The organism is uncultured Cedecea sp. (assembly GCF_947498825.1).
Lineage (GTDB): Bacteria > Pseudomonadota > Gammaproteobacteria > Enterobacterales > Enterobacteriaceae > JGM124.
Window position 1 is genome coordinate 36200 of sequence record NZ_CANMLV010000014.1, and the last position, 17448, is coordinate 53647.

Consider the following 17448-nt stretch of genomic DNA (forward strand, 5'->3'; position numbering starts at 1 on the left):
GACAACATCGGCGTAATTAAAACCATGAAAGCGATCACGTATCGCAAGCGTGATGCATGTTGCCGTAAGGGCAAATGCCTATTCTCGTATCAGGCCAGTACAAATAGTTATCCAAAATAATTCAGTGCGGTACGTTCAGTCTGCCGCGCATGAATAAGGCCTCTCACCCTACAAGTTGTTACATGAGGATTTTCAAATGCTCAGTCAAATACAACGCTTTGGCGGCGCCATGTTTACCCCAGTTTTACTCTTCCCTTTCGCCGGAATTGTGGTGGGTATTGCCATCATGCTACGCAATCCCATGTTCGTCGGCGAAGCACTAACAGCGCAAGACAGTTTATTTGCTCAGATTGTTCATATTATTGAAGAGGGCGGCTGGACCGTATTCCGCAATATGCCGCTAATATTCGCTGTCGGTCTGCCCATAGGCCTGGCGAAACAGGCTCAAGGCAGAGCTTGTCTGGCAGTACTGGTTAGCTTCCTTACCTGGAACTATTTAATCAACGCCATGGGAATGACCTGGGGGCATTTTTTCGGCGTCGACTTTTCCGTTGAACCGACCGCAGGCAGTGGTCTGGCGATGATAGCCGGGATTAAAACACTTGATACCAGCATTATCGGGGCGATAGTGATTTCCGGACTGGTGACCGCCCTGCACAACCGCTACTTCGATAAACCGCTCCCGGTATTTTTGGGTATTTTCCAAGGTTCCTCATTTGTGGTGATTGTCGCTTTCCTGGCGATGATCCCCTGTGCCTGGCTGACCCTACTCGGCTGGCCAAAAGTACAGTTGGGTATTGAATCGCTACAGGCCTTTTTACGATCCGCTGGCGCACTGGGCGTCTGGGTCTATATCTTCCTCGAACGAATCTTGATCCCCACCGGTTTACATCACTTTGTCTATGGTCCGTTTATCTTCGGCCCGGCGGTAGTGGAAAGCGGTATTCAGGTCTATTGGGCACAACATTTACAGGAGTTCAGCCAGAGTACTGAAGCGCTGAAAACGTTATTCCCGGAAGGCGGGTTTGCGTTGCACGGCAACTCAAAAGTTTTTGGTTCAGTGGGTATTGCGCTAGCCCTCTACTTTACCGCTGCCCCGGAAAACCGCGTTAAAGTCGCCGGACTGTTGATCCCCGCCACCTTAACAGCCGTTCTGGTGGGGATAACCGAACCGCTGGAATTCACCTTTCTCTTTATCTCACCGCTGCTGTTTGCCGTTCATGCGGTTCTGGCGGCCACCATGGCGACGGTGATGTATATCTTTGGCGTCGTGGGCAACTTTGGCGGCGGTCTGCTTGACCAATTTCTACCGCAAAACTGGATCCCGATGTTCCACAACCACAAAGCGATGATGTTTATCCAGATAGGCGTTGGCGCATGCTTCACCGGACTCTACTTCGTCATTTTCCGCGCGCTGATCCTGCGTCTGAAATTGAAAACGCCAGGCCGCGAGGAGAGTGAAATAAAACTCTACAGCAAAGCTGATTATCAGGCCGCCCGTGGCAAAACGAGCCTGACAGCAGCAATGGATAGCAAACAGAGCCAGGCTGCAGGTTTCCTGCAGGCACTGGGCGGCGCAAACAATATCGAGAGCATTAATAACTGCGCCACTCGACTACGCATCGCGCTGGTTGACATGGCGAAGACGGAAAGCGATGACGTGTTCAAAGCCTTAGGAGCGCACGGAGTTGTGCGCCGTGGCAAGGGGATTCAGGTCATTGTCGGCCTGCATGTTCCCCAAGTCCGCGATCAGTTAGAAGCCCTGATGAAAGAACCTCAACAGACCGAACAAACCACCATGACGGAGGCAGTATCATGAAAAAATTCTCAGTTGTTATCGCAGGCGGTGGCAGTACATTTACCCCAGGCATTGTTCTGATGTTATTAGCGAACCAAGATCGGTTTCCGCTACGGATGCTGAAGTTTTACGACAACGATGGGTCGCGTCAGGAGACCATTGCCGAAGCATGTAAAGTTATCCTTAAAGAACAGGCACCAGAGATTGAATTTAGCTACACCACCGATCCAAAGGCAGCCTTTACCGACGTTGATTTCGTGATGGCACACATCCGAGTGGGTAAATATCCTATGCGGGAAAAAGACGAAAAAATACCGCTGCGTCACGGCGTTCTGGGCCAGGAAACCTGCGGTCCAGGCGGCATTGCTTACGGTATGCGCTCTATTGGCGGGGTGCTGGAACTGGTAGATTATATGGAGAAATATTCACCAAATGCCTGGATGTTGAACTACTCTAACCCGGCAGCGATTGTCGCGGAAGCAACCAGTCGTCTGCGCCCGAACGCAAAAATCCTCAACATTTGCGATATGCCGATCGGTATCGAAGGCCGGATGGCACAAATTGTTGGCCTGAAGGATCGTAAGCAGATGCGTGTGCGCTACTACGGGTTGAACCATTTCGGTTGGTGGACTTCAATTGAAGATCTTCAAGGTAATGATTTAATGCCTCAGCTACGCGAATATGTAGCAAAACATGGCTACGTTCCGCCATCAAACGACCCACATACGGAGACGAGTTGGAACGACACTTTCGCCAAAGCGAAAGATGTGCAGGCGCTGGATCCAGATACGATGCCAAATACTTATCTTAAGTACTATCTTTTCCCTGACTATGTGGTCGCGCATTCCAACCCGGAACGTACCCGGGCGAACGAGGTGATGGATCACCGGGAGAAAAATGTCTTTAACGCCTGCAGGGCAATCATTGAGGCTGGCCACTCTTCCGCTGGCAGTCTGGAAATTGATGAACATGCTTCTTATATTGTCGATTTGGCGGCGGCCATTGCCTTTAATACCCAAGAACGCATGCTGCTAATTGTGCCAAACAAGGGGGCGATTCATAACTTCGATGCCGATGCCATGGTGGAAATCCCCTGCCTGGTCGGCCACAACGGACCGGAGCCATTGACAGTTGGCGATATTCCTAACTTCCAGAAAGGGATGATGAGTCAACAAGTAGCGGTAGAGAAATTGGTGGTGGACGCCTGGGAACATCGCTCTTACCACAAGCTGTGGCAAGCGATTACGCTGTCGAAAACAGTACCAAGCGCATCCGTTGCTAAAGCCATTCTTGACGACTTGATAGAAGCCAATAAAGAGTTCTGGCCGGAACTGCACTAGTCTTACCGGCAGGCATCCCTGGATGCCTGTCAGTATATTTAATTGCCGCTGAATACTCTATGCCGGAAGTGCTGTCTGTTCAGGGTGAAGATATTAATTTAACGTGCTGACCAAAGCCTTACGCTGCTCTTCGAGAGAAACCACTTTATTACAGACATCACGACCGAACTTCTGGAAGTCGGCTTCCTGGCTCTTCCATTCAGACTGCACAGCCGTTTGCAAACCGCCCAGGTTACCCAGTACGTTTTGCAGTGGATTACCGCCGCCCATGACCGCTTTCGCGCCCATCTCATTAATACTGTCCTGCACGATAGCGCCCATCGCCTGATTGACTAGCTGCTGCCCCTGGCTGCGAACCTGCTCAATAGCCTGGTAATGAAACGTCAGACCATCCGGGCGATGCTCAATAATACGGTTCATTTGCTCTTTAAGCTGACTATCAAGCTTAGTCAAACGCCCACGCATGTTACTGTTCTCACCCACTTCTTTGGCAATAATACGGTCCAGAGCAATGCGACCTTGATCAACTCGCTGACGCGCACCGTTATCAATCCAGGGTAAATCAGTACGCAGCGCTTGCTGGTAATTAACCGCCTGCTGACGCTGGGTTGTATTCAGCGATTTCGCCACACCGTTAAATTGCACGTTACCATTAGGGGCAATCACCAGATCGCCATTTTTCCCCACGACCTGAACCGACTGTGGCGTGATAACAACATCATCTTGTGGGTTAACACGACACTGATAATTGGCCTGAGCCGAGGCGGCTGTTACCAGCAATGCGCCTAAAAGAGCCTGACGAAACATAGCACCTCCTGAATATGAAGTATTACCCTGAGCCTGAAACGACGTCTCCCCGTCATACTTCAAACTATCAGAGAGTTTTTCACAGAATCAATCCATTCATTTTTAACACTTCAATACAAAAGGGGAAAAACACCGTTTTCCCCTTTTTGCTTTATATGTTACAGCTGCCCCCTCAAGGACAACTTAATCCCACCAGACGTCGAACAAGTCGCTGGTACGTACATTTGTCAGTTTACGCGCTTCCAGCCAGTCACGGATCTGAGCCTGATGTTCAGGGGTACATTTGCCCACCTCTTCTGTGCAAACTAACCCTTCCCATGCCAGGTAGCCGCTGCCATCAAAAGCCAGTTTATTAGGGGCAATGACTTCAGCGATCAGAGCATCGACTGTTTCATCGATCTGTTCTTCAGACGTACCTTCAGGGAAACTCCAGGCAACTGAAAAGCCAATTTCCTGGAACTCGTCAATATGCATCTTTTTACGCAAACGACGGCTGCGGTTCTTTGCCATTACTTTACCCTCTCAAACATTAAGTCCCATACACCGTGGCCGAGACGATGGCCACGCTGCTCGAATTTAGTCACTGGACGTGAGTCCGGACGCGGTACGTAATCTTTGCTCTGTGACTGGTTCTGGTAACCATCCAGACCTGACATTACTTCGAGCATATGTTCCGCATAAGGTTCCCAATCGGTCGCCATATGGAATACACCACCAAGCTTCAGTTTGCTTTTTACCAGCTCTGCAAAAGGTGCCTGCACAATACGACGTTTATTATGACGCGCTTTATGCCACGGGTCCGGGAAGAATAACTGCACCATCGTCAGAGAGTTATCAGGGATCATCTGTTCCAGTACTTCAACCGCATCGTGGCACATTACCTTCAGATTCTCGACTTCCATCTCTTTCGCCAGGCTCAGGCAAGCGCCAACTCCCGGTAAATGTACTTCAATTCCAAGATAGTTATGGTGAGGGTTAGTATTCGCCATCGTGACTAATGAAGCCCCCATACCAAAACCGATTTCCAGGGTAACAGGCTCTTGGTTATTAAACAGAGAAGGGAAATCAAGCGGTTGTGCCTGATATTCAACGCCCATCACCGGCCAGTAGTTATCCAGCGCAAGCTGCTGGCCTTTGGTCAGGCGGCCTTGGCGGCGAACAAAGCTACGAATGCGACGTAAGGCGCGGCCTTCTTCATTAAATTCCGGTGAAATGACGTCATTCTTCATGATTGATTAATACTTCGGTTGAGATTGGAGAAAACAGGCATTATCCAAAGTTAAAGACGAGAAGCAAGCGACTCCTCCGATAAAACCTGGTGCGACTCAGTGTAGCGCCATCGGTAACGTCAATACTAGCGCATCTCGTCATTCCACGCATAAGGAAAGATCCGGTTTACAGCTGTAGAACTCTGTGCTGGAATCTGCATCCTGACTCCCTCTTTGCGGATACCTCGCGTTGACTTTACAAGCTGCTCAATTTTCCCGACAAGTACTCGACTGGTATGATAAATACGGGCGTAAAACCCTGCCATGGCAACAAGAAAAAACAGCTTATAAAGTCTGGCTATCGGAAGTGATGTTGCAACAAACACAGGTTACAACGGTTATCCCCTATTTTGAACGTTTTATGGCGCGTTTTCCGACAGTTACCAGCCTTGCGCGCGCCCCCCAGGACGAAGTTTTGCACCTTTGGACCGGTCTGGGATATTACGCCCGGGCACGTAATCTGCATAAAGCAGCACAAAAAATTGCCGATGAGCATGGCGGCGTCTTTCCTGAAACCTTTGACGAAGTTGCTGCCCTGCCAGGCGTCGGGCGTTCGACGGCAGGAGCTGTACTGTCGCTAGCTTTAGGGAAGCATTTTCCGATTCTGGATGGCAACGTTAAGCGTGTTTTAGCCCGCTGCTATGCTGTCAGTGGCTGGCCCGGAAAAAAGGACGTAGAAAAACGTCTCTGGGATATCAGCGAAAAAGTTACCCCGGCTCTGGGTGTCAGTCAGTTTAATCAGGCGATGATGGACTTAGGCGCGCTGGTTTGTACTCGCTCGAAGCCCAAATGCACTCTCTGTCCGCTGCATAATGGCTGTGCGGCCTACGCCACTGAAAGCTGGGCCAGCTATCCGGGTAAAAAACCCAAAGTCACCTTGCCGCAACGTACCGGTTATATGCTGATGATGCAGGAAGGCAATGAGGTCTTTCTGGAGAAGCGTCCCCCCGTCGGGCTATGGGGAGGGTTATTTTGCTTTCCTCAGTTTTCTACATTATCTGAACTGAATAGCTGGTTAACGCAGCGTGGTCTACCTGTTGATCAGATAAGGCAGCTTACCGCTTTTCGTCATACTTTTAGCCATTTCCATTTAGATATCGTTCCAATGTGGATTTCGGTATCCTTATCGGGCGGCTGCATGGATGAAGGCTCCGGTCTCTGGTATAACTTATCCCAGCCCCCTTCTGTTGGGCTGGCAGCGCCAGTAGAACGCTTGCTTCAACAGTTACATGCCGATCCGGTGTTATAAAAATCGAGCGAAAGAGATAAGGAAACAACAATGAGCAGAACTATTTTTTGTACTTACTTACAGCAAGATGCGGAAGGCCAGGATTTCCAACTTTATCCTGGCGAACTGGGCAAGCGTATTTTTAATGAGATTTCTAAAGACGCCTGGAAACAATGGCAAACAAAACAAACCATGCTCATTAATGAAAAGAAGATGAATATGATGAATCCAGAACATCGTAAGATACTGGAAACTGAAATGGTGAATTTCCTGTTTGAAGGCAAAGAGGTACATATCGAAGGATATACCCCGCAAGATAAACAGTAACTATCGCGACTTTTTGATCAACATAACAGCATAAACGGAATAATGAAAAAATTTCTCGCGTTGGCTCTTCTTGTCCCTTTGCTTATCTCTTGTTCCAGTCACAAAGAGGATGGCGCGGACAATGTCGTTATGTATCAGAAAGATACCAACGGATTCGATATTTTGATGGGGCAATTTGCCAACAATATCGAAAATATCTGGGGGATGAAAGAAGTTCTGATTGCAGGCCCGAAAGATTACGTCAAATATACCGACAATTATCTGACCCGGAGCCATATTAACTTTGATACCGGTACCATTACGGTAGAAACGATAGCAGGCACTGACCCTGGCGGACATCTACGTCAGGCGATTATCACGACGTTATTAATGGGCGACGAGCCGGGTTCTATCGATCTCTATTCCGATACCGATGATGTGGTTATCTCAAAAGAGCCGTTCTTGTACGGCCAGGTTGTAGATAACACCGGACAGTCTATCCGCTGGCAAGGTCGCGCCGAGAAATTTGCTGATTATCTGTTACAGCATCGCCTGCAGAAACGCAGTACTGGGTTAAAAATCGTCTATAGCGTGACAATTAATCTGGTTCCTAACCATCTGGATAAACGCGCCCATAAATATATTGGCATGGTGCGTAAAGCATCACAGAAATACGGTATTGATGAGTCACTGATACTGGCTATTATGCAGACCGAATCCAGCTTCAATCCTTATGCCGTCAGCCATGCTGATGCGCTGGGCCTGATGCAGGTTGTCCAGCACAGTGCCGGAGTCGACGTCTTCAGAGCTCAGGGGAAATCAGGTAAACCAAGCCGTAGCTATTTATTTGATCCTGAAAATAATATTGATGCCGGAACCGCGTACCTGGCGATTTTGCATAACAGCTATCTGGGACAGATAACTAACCCGGCTTCACGCCGTTACGCGGTGATTACTGCCTATAATGGCGGCGCGGGTAGCGTGCTTCGGGTTTTCTCAAATGACAAAGATCGCGCCTTTAGCATGATCAACAGCATGAAGCCAGGGGACGTCTATCAGACCCTGACGACACGTCATCCTGCGGCTGAATCACGCCGCTATCTGTACAAAGTGAATACGGCACAAAAGAGCTATCGCCGTAACTGACAGACTGTTGCCCTCACCTTATTTTCAAGTGAGGGCAGCAGGTTTATTTCACCATATTGCCATACAGACGCTTAATCCCGTCCGCATCGGTTTCACTGTAAACGCCTTGCAATTCGGGTGCAAAACCAGGCAGGCGGTTGACGCTCTCTTCCAGAGCCAGGAAATAACGCTGAGCCGCTCCCCCCCATTTCTCACCAGGCACCACACATAGCACCCCAGGCGGGTAAGGCAATGCGCCTTCAGCAGCAATGCGCCCTTCCGCTTCTTTCAATCTGACTAACTCAACATTGCCACGAATAAATTCGATATTGGCATCCTGAGGATTCATCACCACTTCAGGCAAGCTCTCTCTACGGAACATCGCTTTCTGGAGCGCTTTAACATCAAGACTGACATAGAGATCATGCATCTCCTGGCAAAGCTGGCGTAAAGTATAACCTTTATAACGAAGAGGATATTTGTGATAAATCGTCGGCAGTACATCCACCAGAGGCGTGTCGTTTTCCACATGGTGCTCAAACTGCATAAGCATGGCGACCAGACGCGCCATTTTCTCTGTACTTTCCGCTGGAGTCAGCAGAAACAGAATCGAATTCAGATCTGATTTTTCCGGAACGATGCCATTCTCACGCAGATAGTGAGCCAGAATCGCTGCCGGGATCCCAAAGTCAGTATAAGCCCCATTTTCGGACGAAATTCCTGGCGTGGTCAGCAATAACTTACAAGGGTCAACAAAGTATTCATTCTCCGCGTAGCCTTCAAAACCATGCCATGCGGCACCCGGCTCAAAGCTAAAGAAACCGCGATCCCTGGCAATAACCTCCGTGGGATAATCCTGCCATGGACGACCGGCTATTACGGGAGGAATAAAGGGCTTAATCATCTTGCACTGGGCAATAATCGCTTTACGAGCCTCTATACCGAATGCAACACATTCGGCCCACAGCCGACGACCACTTTCCCCTTGGTGAATTTTGGCATTCACATCCAGAGCCGCAAATAACGGATAAAACGGACTGGTAGACGCGTGCAGCATAAAAGCATTATTTAACCGTTTATGCGGGCAGAAACGAGCCTGGCCACGCAGGTGGTTATCTTTTTTATGGATCTGTGAGGTTTGGGAGAAACCCGCCTGCTGTTTATGCACTGACTGGGTAACAAAAATCCCCGGGTCCTCAGGCTCCAGTTCCAGTAATAACGGCGAACAGTCAGCCATCATCGGAATAAATTGCTCGTAGCCCACCCAGGCGGAATCAAACAAAATGTAGTCACAGAGATGACCAATGCTGTCGACTACCTGACGCGCGTTATACACCGTGCCGTCATAGGTTCCGAGCTGAATAATTGCCAGTCTGAACGGACGAGCTTCCTGCGCCCGCTCCGGAGCGACTTCGGCTATCCGCTGACGCAGATATTGTTCATCAAAGCAGTGAGCATCAATACCGCCGATAAAACCAAATGGGTTACGCGTGGCTTCCAGATAAACCGGCGTCGCTCCTGCCTGAATAAGTGCTCCATGGTGGTTTGATTTATGGTTATTTCGATCAAATAGCACCAGATCGCCGCGAGTCAGTAACGCATTCGTCACTACTTTGTTGGCGCCAGATGTTCCATTCAAGACAAAATAGGTTTTATCTGCATTAAAAACTTTGGCGGCAAACTTCTGAGCATGTTTAGCCGATCCTTCGTGGATCAGTAAGTCGCCAAGCTGCACATCGGCGTTACACATATCAGCGCGAAAGACATTCTCGCCGAAGAAATCATAAAACTGTCGCCCGGCAGGATGTTTTTTGAAAAACTCCCCATGCTGGTGCCCGGGACAGGCAAAGGAGGTATTTTCCATTGCCACGTACTGCGTCAGGGTGCTGAAAAAAGGCGGCAGTAACTGCTCTTCATATCCACAGGCCGCGTTTTCCAGGGTCAGAAAGTCTTCCGGCTGGCCGGTGATAATGCCAGTGACGGGCGGTAACTCATCAGCAACCGTTTCGCCAAAGATAAACACTGGTAAATTAAAACCAGTCCGTTTAAGCAACGTCAGAATACCGCTCTGGCTATCAGCAACAGAGACGACAGCGACCGCCACATCGGTAAAATCGGTATCAGCAAGGGCCACAACTTCACGATGCGTTAAGAGTGAGCCTGCAATACTGTGGCTGGCAGCAATTTTAAGTGACTTCATAAGCACAAATCCCCGTGTTCAAGGATGAGTGGGTGCCAAAGGCACGGCAAAGGGAGTATTCCCCGGCGAAAGCGTCTTGAAAGTCTTGAGAGGTGAGTCCACTCTGACCGCCAGACATCAGTAAAGTCAGGGATACCCTGAGTTTACTGATGTCCTACAGTGAGCAAGCGTTGCCCTTACCGCACGGTGGACTGACAGTAACTTCGGCGTGATGAGTTTCGGGCGAGCACCTGAGTGGAAGATGGGGAAGAAAAGTGAATCAACATCAAGGTGCCCCCTCATAGTCGGTAGATAGAAAAATTGGCGCAATAATCGCACCTTCTGCCCTGCGGTTCAACATCCTGACGGACAGTTTATGCTGTCAGGATGAACAAAAAAAGAAATGAACAGACGTCAGTACACGGTAAATCCCATGACTGGTGCTTTTAACGTCACTTTGCTCAATATTTTCACAACACACGGGACAACAATCGCTCATTTGTCGCAAAGTTAGCCAAACGCACCATTATTAACTAAATTTCATTGACGACAGATGCAGATTACGGTTTAATGCGCCCCGTTGCCCGGATAGCTCAGTCGGTAGAGCAGGGGATTGAAAATCCCCGTGTCCTTGGTTCGATTCCGAGTCCGGGCACCACTTATTCAGAAAAACCAGCCTGCGGGCTGGTTTTTTGCTTTCTGGTCTTAAAACATTTCAGCTTATCTCTTCATATCTCGCCGTTTTTGAATCTGAGTCGTTCAGTGCTGCGTCCGCCTGTGTTAGCTGACAGTACAGTCCCGATTCGTCCATCCTCCACTAAACCTGAGCTTAATTTCGCGAAAAACGAAACGATGGATAAAACCTGACTACAATTAGTTTTGATTCTATTAATTATTCATAGTGCTAAATAACACTGAGGTGAGAATGAGCGTAGAAAACAGAAATGATTTTTTTGATATTCTTCAAGTATCTCGACACACCAACGTACAAAAACCTTACTTTGCTTTTCAAAAACTCTGGCAAGACGGGACAGCACTAGTGGGTAACTTTGCAGGTGAACAGCCACTGGGCAATGAGATAGGCCCCCTGACTACAGGCGAAATGGGAAGACATATGGCCATTTTAGGCAGCTGTGCTGCTGTCGCACTGCATAATGGGTCTGAAGGTTATTATCTTGCCACAAAAGCGCATCTTATTCGTAAAGACACCCGGCAACATTCAGAAGATAATCTATTTCACGCCAGTGCTCAGGTTATGAATATCGATAAACGCACTCTCAAGGCTTCAATTCAGGTATGGAATAAAGAACCCCTGGCCGAGCTCATATGTGAGTACACCCTTCTCTCTCCTGCATTATTTCAACGTAAATTCCAGAACTATGCCAGTGACAATGTATCTATACCTCTCTCGTCCCCCTATCAACATGTATTGCCTCTTTATAATCTGACCTTCGAGGAAGGAAAACTTGATGCGTTTGCCGGGCCGTTATCTCCCCAACAATGTGCCGGTCATTTTTTCGGTTATCCATGCTGGCCGGTAGCAATAATTGCCCAAACAGCATTTCAAGTTACAGGTGAGTTAATTAAAAAACAGTATGGCGAGACAGCACGTTTCTGCGTACAAGATTTAAAATTATCAGCAGATAAATTAATGAAGGCTGACAGTATATTAAAGTTCAGTATTGAAATAATGCCTGCGCCAGAACCTTCTGGCTTAATTAAAAGTGTTGTTAACGTTTATCACGATAATGAACGGGTCGTACAGATAGTAAATATGCTACAAGTAATATTAGCAGAGTAATAACAGCCTCATTAAGATATCGCCTCATAGCGTATGGCGCTAAGCCAATACGCTACTTTAACGGCAAACCTTTCGCCAGTCATCGATATAAAACAGGCATCATTTTAATCAACAATACACATTTTTGATTATCCAGCCGCCAGGATTTTTGTGTTATCAATGTGGATTACGGTACTGGCTCATCGTTTATTATCGGCGACACAACAGGTGATGGGCATCGGTTATCTGTATGTTGAGGATGCATTGAAAAACTACGCCGAGTTAGCACCTGTCAAGAAAAATGGATCGTATCTTTGATCTCTAATGTCCGCTTTATCAGGAAGTCTTTAAATTTAAGGCACCGGGATGACATATGTTTCGGTGAACGAAACCAAAGACTTATTTCAAATTTACTTTTGATATAGTCGTCCAGAATGGAGACCAGTTTACCCGCCTCTAACTCTTTTTTGACTAACGGCAAGGGAAGATAAGCGATGCCACCTCCGGCCAGGGCTACATCTTTGAGAAACTCGCTATTCTCGATTTCTACGGTTTTGGCTATCTCAATAGTGGTCACATCGCCATCAACGTCAAACTGCCATCGGTTTCCGCCAACCAGTGTGGAGGTATAAATACAGTTATGGAATTTCAGTTCTTCAGGCGACTTCAGTTCACCATAGGATTCTATGTAGCTGGGTGAACAGCATACGACCAGTGGATAGCTAAAGAGTGTTTTTTTAATGAGCTGGCTGTCAGGCTCCATATATCCACGATAGGTTGCTCCGGCGCGAATATAAAAATCGATATCATTTTTCTTTTCATCGACATAAGCCGTTTCTTCAATTCGAAAACTCACTTCCGGGCAAATAAACAGATACTCGCCGATTATTTTTGAAAGGAAATTTCGCGAGAACAGTGGTGTTGAGGCGATGGAAATAACCCCACTGTCAGTACTGTTAGCAGCTTCAACCTCTTTATAAATATCCTGAATATTTAAATAAGCCAGATGAAAACGTTCATATAACAGTATTCCCGCTTCAGTGGGTTCGCTTTTACGGGTGCTGGAAATCAGTAAGGTAACGTTTAAATGCTCCTCTAATTCCTTTAACCAGCGACTGCCTGTTGCTGCGGTAATATGAAATATTTTTGCAGCTTCAGATATAGAGCCACAGCGAGCGACCGTCGAGCCTGGAGCCATTGGCGGAACGCCAGCCGGAGGCCTGTCTTTTGGCGCCTCAGTCTTCCCTGAAGCGATTATTACTCAGGACCAAATGTTTGATTTCTATGATGGTGGAGGCCTGGACCAAGCGTTTCTCGGTCTGGCGGAAACCGATGCCAAAGGGGACCTGAATGTCTCAAAATTTGGTGTAAAAATCGCCGGCTGCGGAGGTTTTATTAATATCACCCAAAATGCTAAACAAGTCTTCTTTTGCGGTACATTTACCGCAGGCAGCAGTGATATTACCGTTGAAGATGGCAAACTGATTATTCGCCAGGATGGACATATATTAAAATTCATCAAGAAAGTACAACAGATTACTTTTTCTTCTGATACGGCACGAAAAAATAATAAACCAGTCTATTACATTACCGAACGTGCTGTATTTAAATTAACTGACGGCACCATTGAGCTAATCGAAATTGCACCTGGCGTTGATCTGCATCGTGATATTCTCAACCAAATGGAATTCACGCCAAAAATCAGCCCTGAATTAAAACTTATGGATGCACGAATTTTTAACGAACAACCCATGGGGCTAAATTTAGCATAATCACCCCTGTAATTTAATCTTTCATTATTTAATTTAAAAACTACGATTGCTTATCGAGGGCATTGCTATGTCTTATACAATTAATGAACTGTTTGTTGGCCAAAAAGCAAGTTTTGAAAAAACAATTACCGAAAGTGATGTATTACTTTTCTCCGGTATTTCTGGCGATATTAATCCCGTCCATATTAATGACCGAGTGGCAAAAGAGAGTATTTTTGGCAAACGTGTCGCACATGGTGTTCTCGTATCAGGCCTGACCTCTGCGGTGCTGGGCATGCAGTTGCCTGGCGAAGGCACTATTTATTTGGGTCAGGACAATAAATTCCGCCACCCGGTGTATATTGGTGACACGGTTAAAGCGACATGCGAAGTCATCGAGATTAATACAGCAAAAAACATTGCCCGATTAGCCACTACCACCACCAACCAAAATAACGAAGTTGTTATTGAAGGTGTCGCTGTAGTCATGGCGCCGAAAAAAGCGTAAGGATATAAAGATGATTATCGAACCTATTATCAATGGTGTTGTTGCCAAAACGGCTCATCCTGAAGGTTGCCAGCAGGCGGTAAAAAACCAAATTAATTACAGTAAGCATCACCAGCAAATTCACAATGGACCAAAACGCGTTTTGATTATTGGTGCCTCTTCTGGTTTTGGCTTAGCGGCAAGGGTGGCATTAACATTTGGTGGTGCTCAAGCTGATACCATTGGCGTCTCATTTGAACGCGGACCTGGCGAGAAAGGTGTCGGCACGGCGGGCTGGTACAACAATATTTATTTCCGCCAGCAAGCAGAGGCGGAAGGACGTATTGCCCATAATATCATCGGCGATGCATTTTCAACTTCAGTGAAAGAACAGGTTCTTAAACTGATTAATCAGGATTTTGGTGGGCAAGTTGATTTAGTCGTTTACAGTCTGGCAACCGGTATGCGTCCGGATCCTGAAACCGGCGAAATGTGGCGCTCTTGTCTGAAAACAGTAGGCACGCCGTTCAGCGGAAAAACCGTTAACCTGGAAAAAAACCGTCTTGATACGGTTGAGCTGGAAGTGGCGAATGATGCTGAGATCCTGGCAACAGAAAAAGTGATGGGCGGAGAAGACTGGGAAGAATGGATCCATTGGCTGAAGCAACATAACGCGCTGGCAAAAGGCGTGAAAACGGTCGCTTTTTCTTATATTGGCCCTGAAGTGACCTATCCCATCTACCATGACGGTACATTAGGACGGGCGAAAAAACATTTGTACCGGACTGCAGAAAGCCTGAACGAACAGCTAGCTGCAGAAAATGGTGGTGCGTGGGTATCCGTGTGTAAAGCACTGGTCACCAAGGCCAGCGTCTTTATCCCTGCATTTTCCCCTTATGTATTATGCCTGTATCAGGTCATGAAACAGATGGGGCTGCACGAAACCTGTATCGAACAGATGCAGCGTTTGTTCAGCGAAAATCTTTATCAGAAAAATGCCGTCCCGGTCGATTCATCCCGACTGATTCGTATTGACGACTGGGAACTGCGCCCGGACGTACAGCAGGCGGTAAATAAACTGATGGGTGAATTAAACGATGATAATTTCACCAAAATTGGTGATTACGCAGGCTACAAGAAAGAGTTCCTTCAGCTCAACGGCTTTGGTTTTGACGAAGTTGACTATCAGAAACCGGTTGAATTATCCGATCTGATGGCGATGAAACCATAAATGATAAAGGCCTGTTACCCCTGGTGGCAGGCCTTTATGCCCGATAAGGAGGAACTGTGCCACGAACTATTATGTTAATTCCTGCTGAACCCGGTATTGGCCTGACGAGTGTCTGTCTTGGTGTTATCCGAGCCATGGAACGCAAAGGCGTTCAGCCGAGTCTCTATAAACCCATCGCGCAATCATCCAATGAAAATACGGATCTCGATCGTACCACTGCCATTATCCGCGCAAATACCCGCCTGCTAACCGGCGACCCGCTAAAAATGAGTCAGGCTGAAACCTGGCTCTCCGGTGGTCAGAAAGATGTATTGATGGAAAGTATTGTTGCTGGTCATCATGCCGCAAGTCAGAGTGCTGAAATGATATTGGTGGAAGGATTAGTTCCTACGCGCAAACATTCGTTTGTTCCCTCGTTGAATATCAGTATTGCAAACACACTGGATGCCGAAATTATCTTAGTGATTACCCAAGGGCAACAAAGCCCAGAGCAGCTCCGGGAGAGTATAAAACTGGCATATCACTCTTTAGGTAACGCAAAGAACAGGCTCTCCGGCATCATTATTAATAAGGTCAATACGCTACAGGACGAGCTTTCATCCTCACTCATCACCGGACTCAAGGATAATATTACCGCTCCAGTACTGGCCGCTATTCCCTGGAATGTGGATTTAGTTGCTGTACGAGCAGCAGATATCGCATCTCATCTCAAAGCGCAGATACTGAACGAGGGAAATATCCAGCACCGACGCATTCATTCAGTTTCATTCTGCACCCACAGTATTCCGCATATGCTGGAACATATTCGTCCGGGTGTCTTACTTGTCATCTCTGCTGACCGACCCGATATTCTGATTGCCGCCTGTCTGGTTGCGATGAATGGTATGGAAATCGGGGCTATTTTATTGACCGGTGATAATCAGCCAGATCCGTTAATAACGGCACTCTGTGCCCGGGCATTCGACACCGGTCTTCCTGTCTTTATCGCCAATGCTAACACCTGGCAAACCTCGCTCAATCTGCAAAGCTTTAAACTGGAAGTATCAATTGACGATAGTGAGCGTATTGAGAAGATTCAGGAATACGTCGCTGATTATATCGATATGGATTGGATAGAATCTCTGATGACAACATCCGAGCAGAGTCACCGTCTGTCTCCAGCCGCTTTTCGCTATAATTTGACCGAGCGTGCACGCAAAGCCAATAAATGTGTGGTGCTGCCAGAAGGTAACGAACCGCGTACGATTAAAGCGGCGGTTATCTGTGCCGAACGTCATATCGCCAGATGTGTGTTACTGGGTGACCCAGAGGAGATCAGGCGTGTAGCGGCCTCTCAGGGAATTGAGCTGAGTGCGGCCATCCAGATTATTGATCCTGAAATGGTTCGCGCAAACTATATTGCCCGTCTGGTTGAGTTACGCAGAAGCAAGGGCATGAACGAAGCTATTGCAGCTGAACAGCTGGCAGATAATGTGGTTCTGGCTACTCTAATGCTGGAACAAGGCAAGGTGGATGGTCTGGTATCTGGCGCGGTTCACACGACAGCCAACACTATCCGCCCGGCATTGCAGCTAATCAAAACAGCGCCAGGCAGCTCTCTGATATCTTCGGTATTTTTTATGCTGCTGCCAGAACAAGTTTATGTTTATGGGGACTGCGCGATTAACCCCGAACCAACAGCACAGCAGCTCGCGGAAATAGCCATTCAGTCTGCTGATTCGGCGCTAGCGTTTGGTATCGAGCCACGCGTGGCGATGTTGTCTTATTCCACAGGTACTTCAGGGAAAGGCAGCGATGTAGAGAAAGTGCGAGAGGCGACCCGTCTCGCCCAGGAAAAACGCCCAGACTTGATGATTGATGGTCCGCTACAGTACGACGCCGCGGTCATGCCTGATGTAGCAAAATCGAAAGCGCCAGACTCTTCGGTTGCGGGTCGTGCTACGGTGTTTATTTTTCCTGATCTCAATACAGGCAATACCACTTACAAAGCAGTGCAGCGCTCAGCAGAGCTTATCTCTATAGGCCCCATGTTACAGGGCATGCGCAAACCGGTGAACGACCTCTCACGTGGTGCTCTCGTCGACGATATTGTTTACACGATTGCGCTGACCTGTATACAGGCGGATTTTTAATACTAGCGAAATAAAA

The 17448-nt window shown here is 47.6% G+C and carries 16 protein-coding genes and 1 tRNA gene; 12 read left to right on the plus strand and 5 right to left on the minus strand.

What is annotated here, in order from left to right; all coding sequences use genetic code 11:
* The first annotated feature begins 196 nt into the window (after positions 1 to 196).
* Both Q1A40_RS14825 and Q1A40_RS14830 read left to right on the plus strand, forming a co-directional pair.
* A complete protein-coding gene (locus Q1A40_RS14825) occupies positions 197 to 1819 on the plus strand; it encodes an alpha-glucoside-specific PTS transporter subunit IIBC (RefSeq protein WP_300001353.1) in 1623 nt (540 codons plus the stop codon).
* Positions 1816 to 3138 carry a 6-phospho-alpha-glucosidase gene (locus Q1A40_RS14830; protein WP_300001355.1) on the plus strand — a complete coding sequence of 441 codons (1323 nt, stop codon included), beginning with the start codon at positions 1816 to 1818 and terminating at the stop codon, positions 3136 to 3138. Before Q1A40_RS14825 ends, Q1A40_RS14830 begins: the two co-directional genes overlap by 4 nt.
* A gap of 93 nt (positions 3139 to 3231) precedes the next feature.
* On the opposite strand, the gene Q1A40_RS14835 is transcribed toward Q1A40_RS14830, so the two are convergent.
* The 3 genes from Q1A40_RS14835 to trmB all read right to left on the minus strand — a co-directional run bounded on the left by Q1A40_RS14835 (position 3232) and on the right by trmB (position 5174).
* Positions 3232 to 3945: a DUF2884 domain-containing protein gene (locus Q1A40_RS14835; protein ID WP_300001357.1), complete on the minus strand. Its 714-nt coding sequence runs from the start codon at positions 3943 to 3945 to the stop codon at positions 3232 to 3234.
* 183 nt (positions 3946 to 4128) lie between these two features.
* A complete protein-coding gene (locus Q1A40_RS14840) occupies positions 4129 to 4455 on the minus strand; it encodes a YggL family protein (RefSeq protein WP_300001359.1) in 327 nt (108 codons plus the stop codon).
* Positions 4455 to 5174: a tRNA (guanosine(46)-N7)-methyltransferase TrmB gene (gene trmB / locus Q1A40_RS14845; protein ID WP_300001361.1), complete on the minus strand. Its 720-nt coding sequence runs from the start codon at positions 5172 to 5174 to the stop codon at positions 4455 to 4457. The genes Q1A40_RS14840 and trmB overlap by 1 nt, the downstream gene beginning before the upstream one ends.
* Positions 5175 to 5403: 229 nt before the next feature.
* Here trmB and mutY point away from each other — a divergent pair, with 229 nt between their 5' ends.
* From mutY to mltC, 3 genes are read left to right on the plus strand one after another with little or no spacing between them, the layout of a single operon-like run.
* A complete protein-coding gene (mutY, locus tag Q1A40_RS14850) occupies positions 5404 to 6462 on the plus strand; it encodes an A/G-specific adenine glycosylase (RefSeq protein WP_300001363.1) in 1059 nt (352 codons plus the stop codon).
* Between the two features lie 30 nt (positions 6463 to 6492).
* Complete coding sequence (locus Q1A40_RS14855; protein WP_300001365.1) at positions 6493 to 6768, plus strand: oxidative damage protection protein; 276 nt, start codon at positions 6493 to 6495, stop codon at positions 6766 to 6768.
* A 42-nt stretch (positions 6769 to 6810) separates the two neighbouring features.
* Entirely contained in the window at positions 6811 to 7893 is a 1083-nt protein-coding gene (mltC, locus tag Q1A40_RS14860) for a membrane-bound lytic murein transglycosylase MltC (RefSeq protein ID WP_300001367.1), read from the plus strand.
* A 43-nt stretch (positions 7894 to 7936) separates the two neighbouring features.
* Here mltC and Q1A40_RS14865 read toward each other — a convergent pair whose 3' ends face one another.
* Positions 7937 to 10072, minus strand: coding sequence for an ornithine decarboxylase (locus tag Q1A40_RS14865; RefSeq protein WP_300001369.1), 2136 nt, complete (start codon positions 10070 to 10072; stop codon positions 7937 to 7939).
* A gap of 561 nt (positions 10073 to 10633) precedes the next feature.
* Between Q1A40_RS14865 and Q1A40_RS14870 the strand changes: the two genes are divergently transcribed.
* From Q1A40_RS14870 to Q1A40_RS14880, 3 genes are all read left to right on the plus strand, one after another.
* A tRNA-Phe gene (locus Q1A40_RS14870) sits at positions 10634 to 10709 on the plus strand.
* 267 nt (positions 10710 to 10976) lie between these two features.
* Positions 10977 to 11852, plus strand: coding sequence for a hypothetical protein (locus Q1A40_RS14875; RefSeq protein WP_300001371.1), 876 nt, complete (start codon positions 10977 to 10979; stop codon positions 11850 to 11852).
* Between the two features lie 150 nt (positions 11853 to 12002).
* Positions 12003 to 12149: a hypothetical protein gene (locus Q1A40_RS14880; RefSeq protein ID WP_300001373.1), complete on the plus strand. Its 147-nt coding sequence runs from the start codon at positions 12003 to 12005 to the stop codon at positions 12147 to 12149.
* Here Q1A40_RS14880 and Q1A40_RS14885 read toward each other — a convergent pair.
* Positions 12124 to 13029, minus strand: a complete 906-nt coding sequence (locus Q1A40_RS14885) for a LysR family transcriptional regulator (protein ID WP_300001375.1) — start codon at positions 13027 to 13029, stop codon at positions 12124 to 12126. The genes Q1A40_RS14880 and Q1A40_RS14885 overlap by 26 nt on opposite strands.
* A gap of 73 nt (positions 13030 to 13102) precedes the next feature.
* On the opposite strand from Q1A40_RS14885, the gene Q1A40_RS14890 reads away from it, so the two are divergent.
* The 4 genes from Q1A40_RS14890 to pta all read left to right on the plus strand — a co-directional run bounded on the left by Q1A40_RS14890 (position 13103) and on the right by pta (position 17432).
* A complete protein-coding gene (locus tag Q1A40_RS14890) occupies positions 13103 to 13603 on the plus strand; it encodes a propionate CoA-transferase (RefSeq protein WP_300001377.1) in 501 nt (166 codons plus the stop codon).
* A 67-nt stretch (positions 13604 to 13670) separates the two neighbouring features.
* Positions 13671 to 14090: a MaoC family dehydratase gene (locus tag Q1A40_RS14895; protein WP_300001379.1), complete on the plus strand. Its 420-nt coding sequence runs from the start codon at positions 13671 to 13673 to the stop codon at positions 14088 to 14090.
* A gap of 10 nt (positions 14091 to 14100) precedes the next feature.
* Positions 14101 to 15300 (plus strand): enoyl-ACP reductase FabV, encoded by a 1200-nt coding sequence (gene fabV, locus Q1A40_RS14900; RefSeq protein WP_300001381.1) that lies wholly within the window; start codon positions 14101 to 14103, stop codon positions 15298 to 15300.
* Positions 15301 to 15356: 56 nt separating this feature from the next.
* Complete coding sequence (pta, locus tag Q1A40_RS14905) at positions 15357 to 17432, plus strand: phosphate acetyltransferase (protein WP_300001382.1); 2076 nt, start codon at positions 15357 to 15359, stop codon at positions 17430 to 17432.
* Positions 17433 to 17448: the final 16 nt, after the last annotated feature.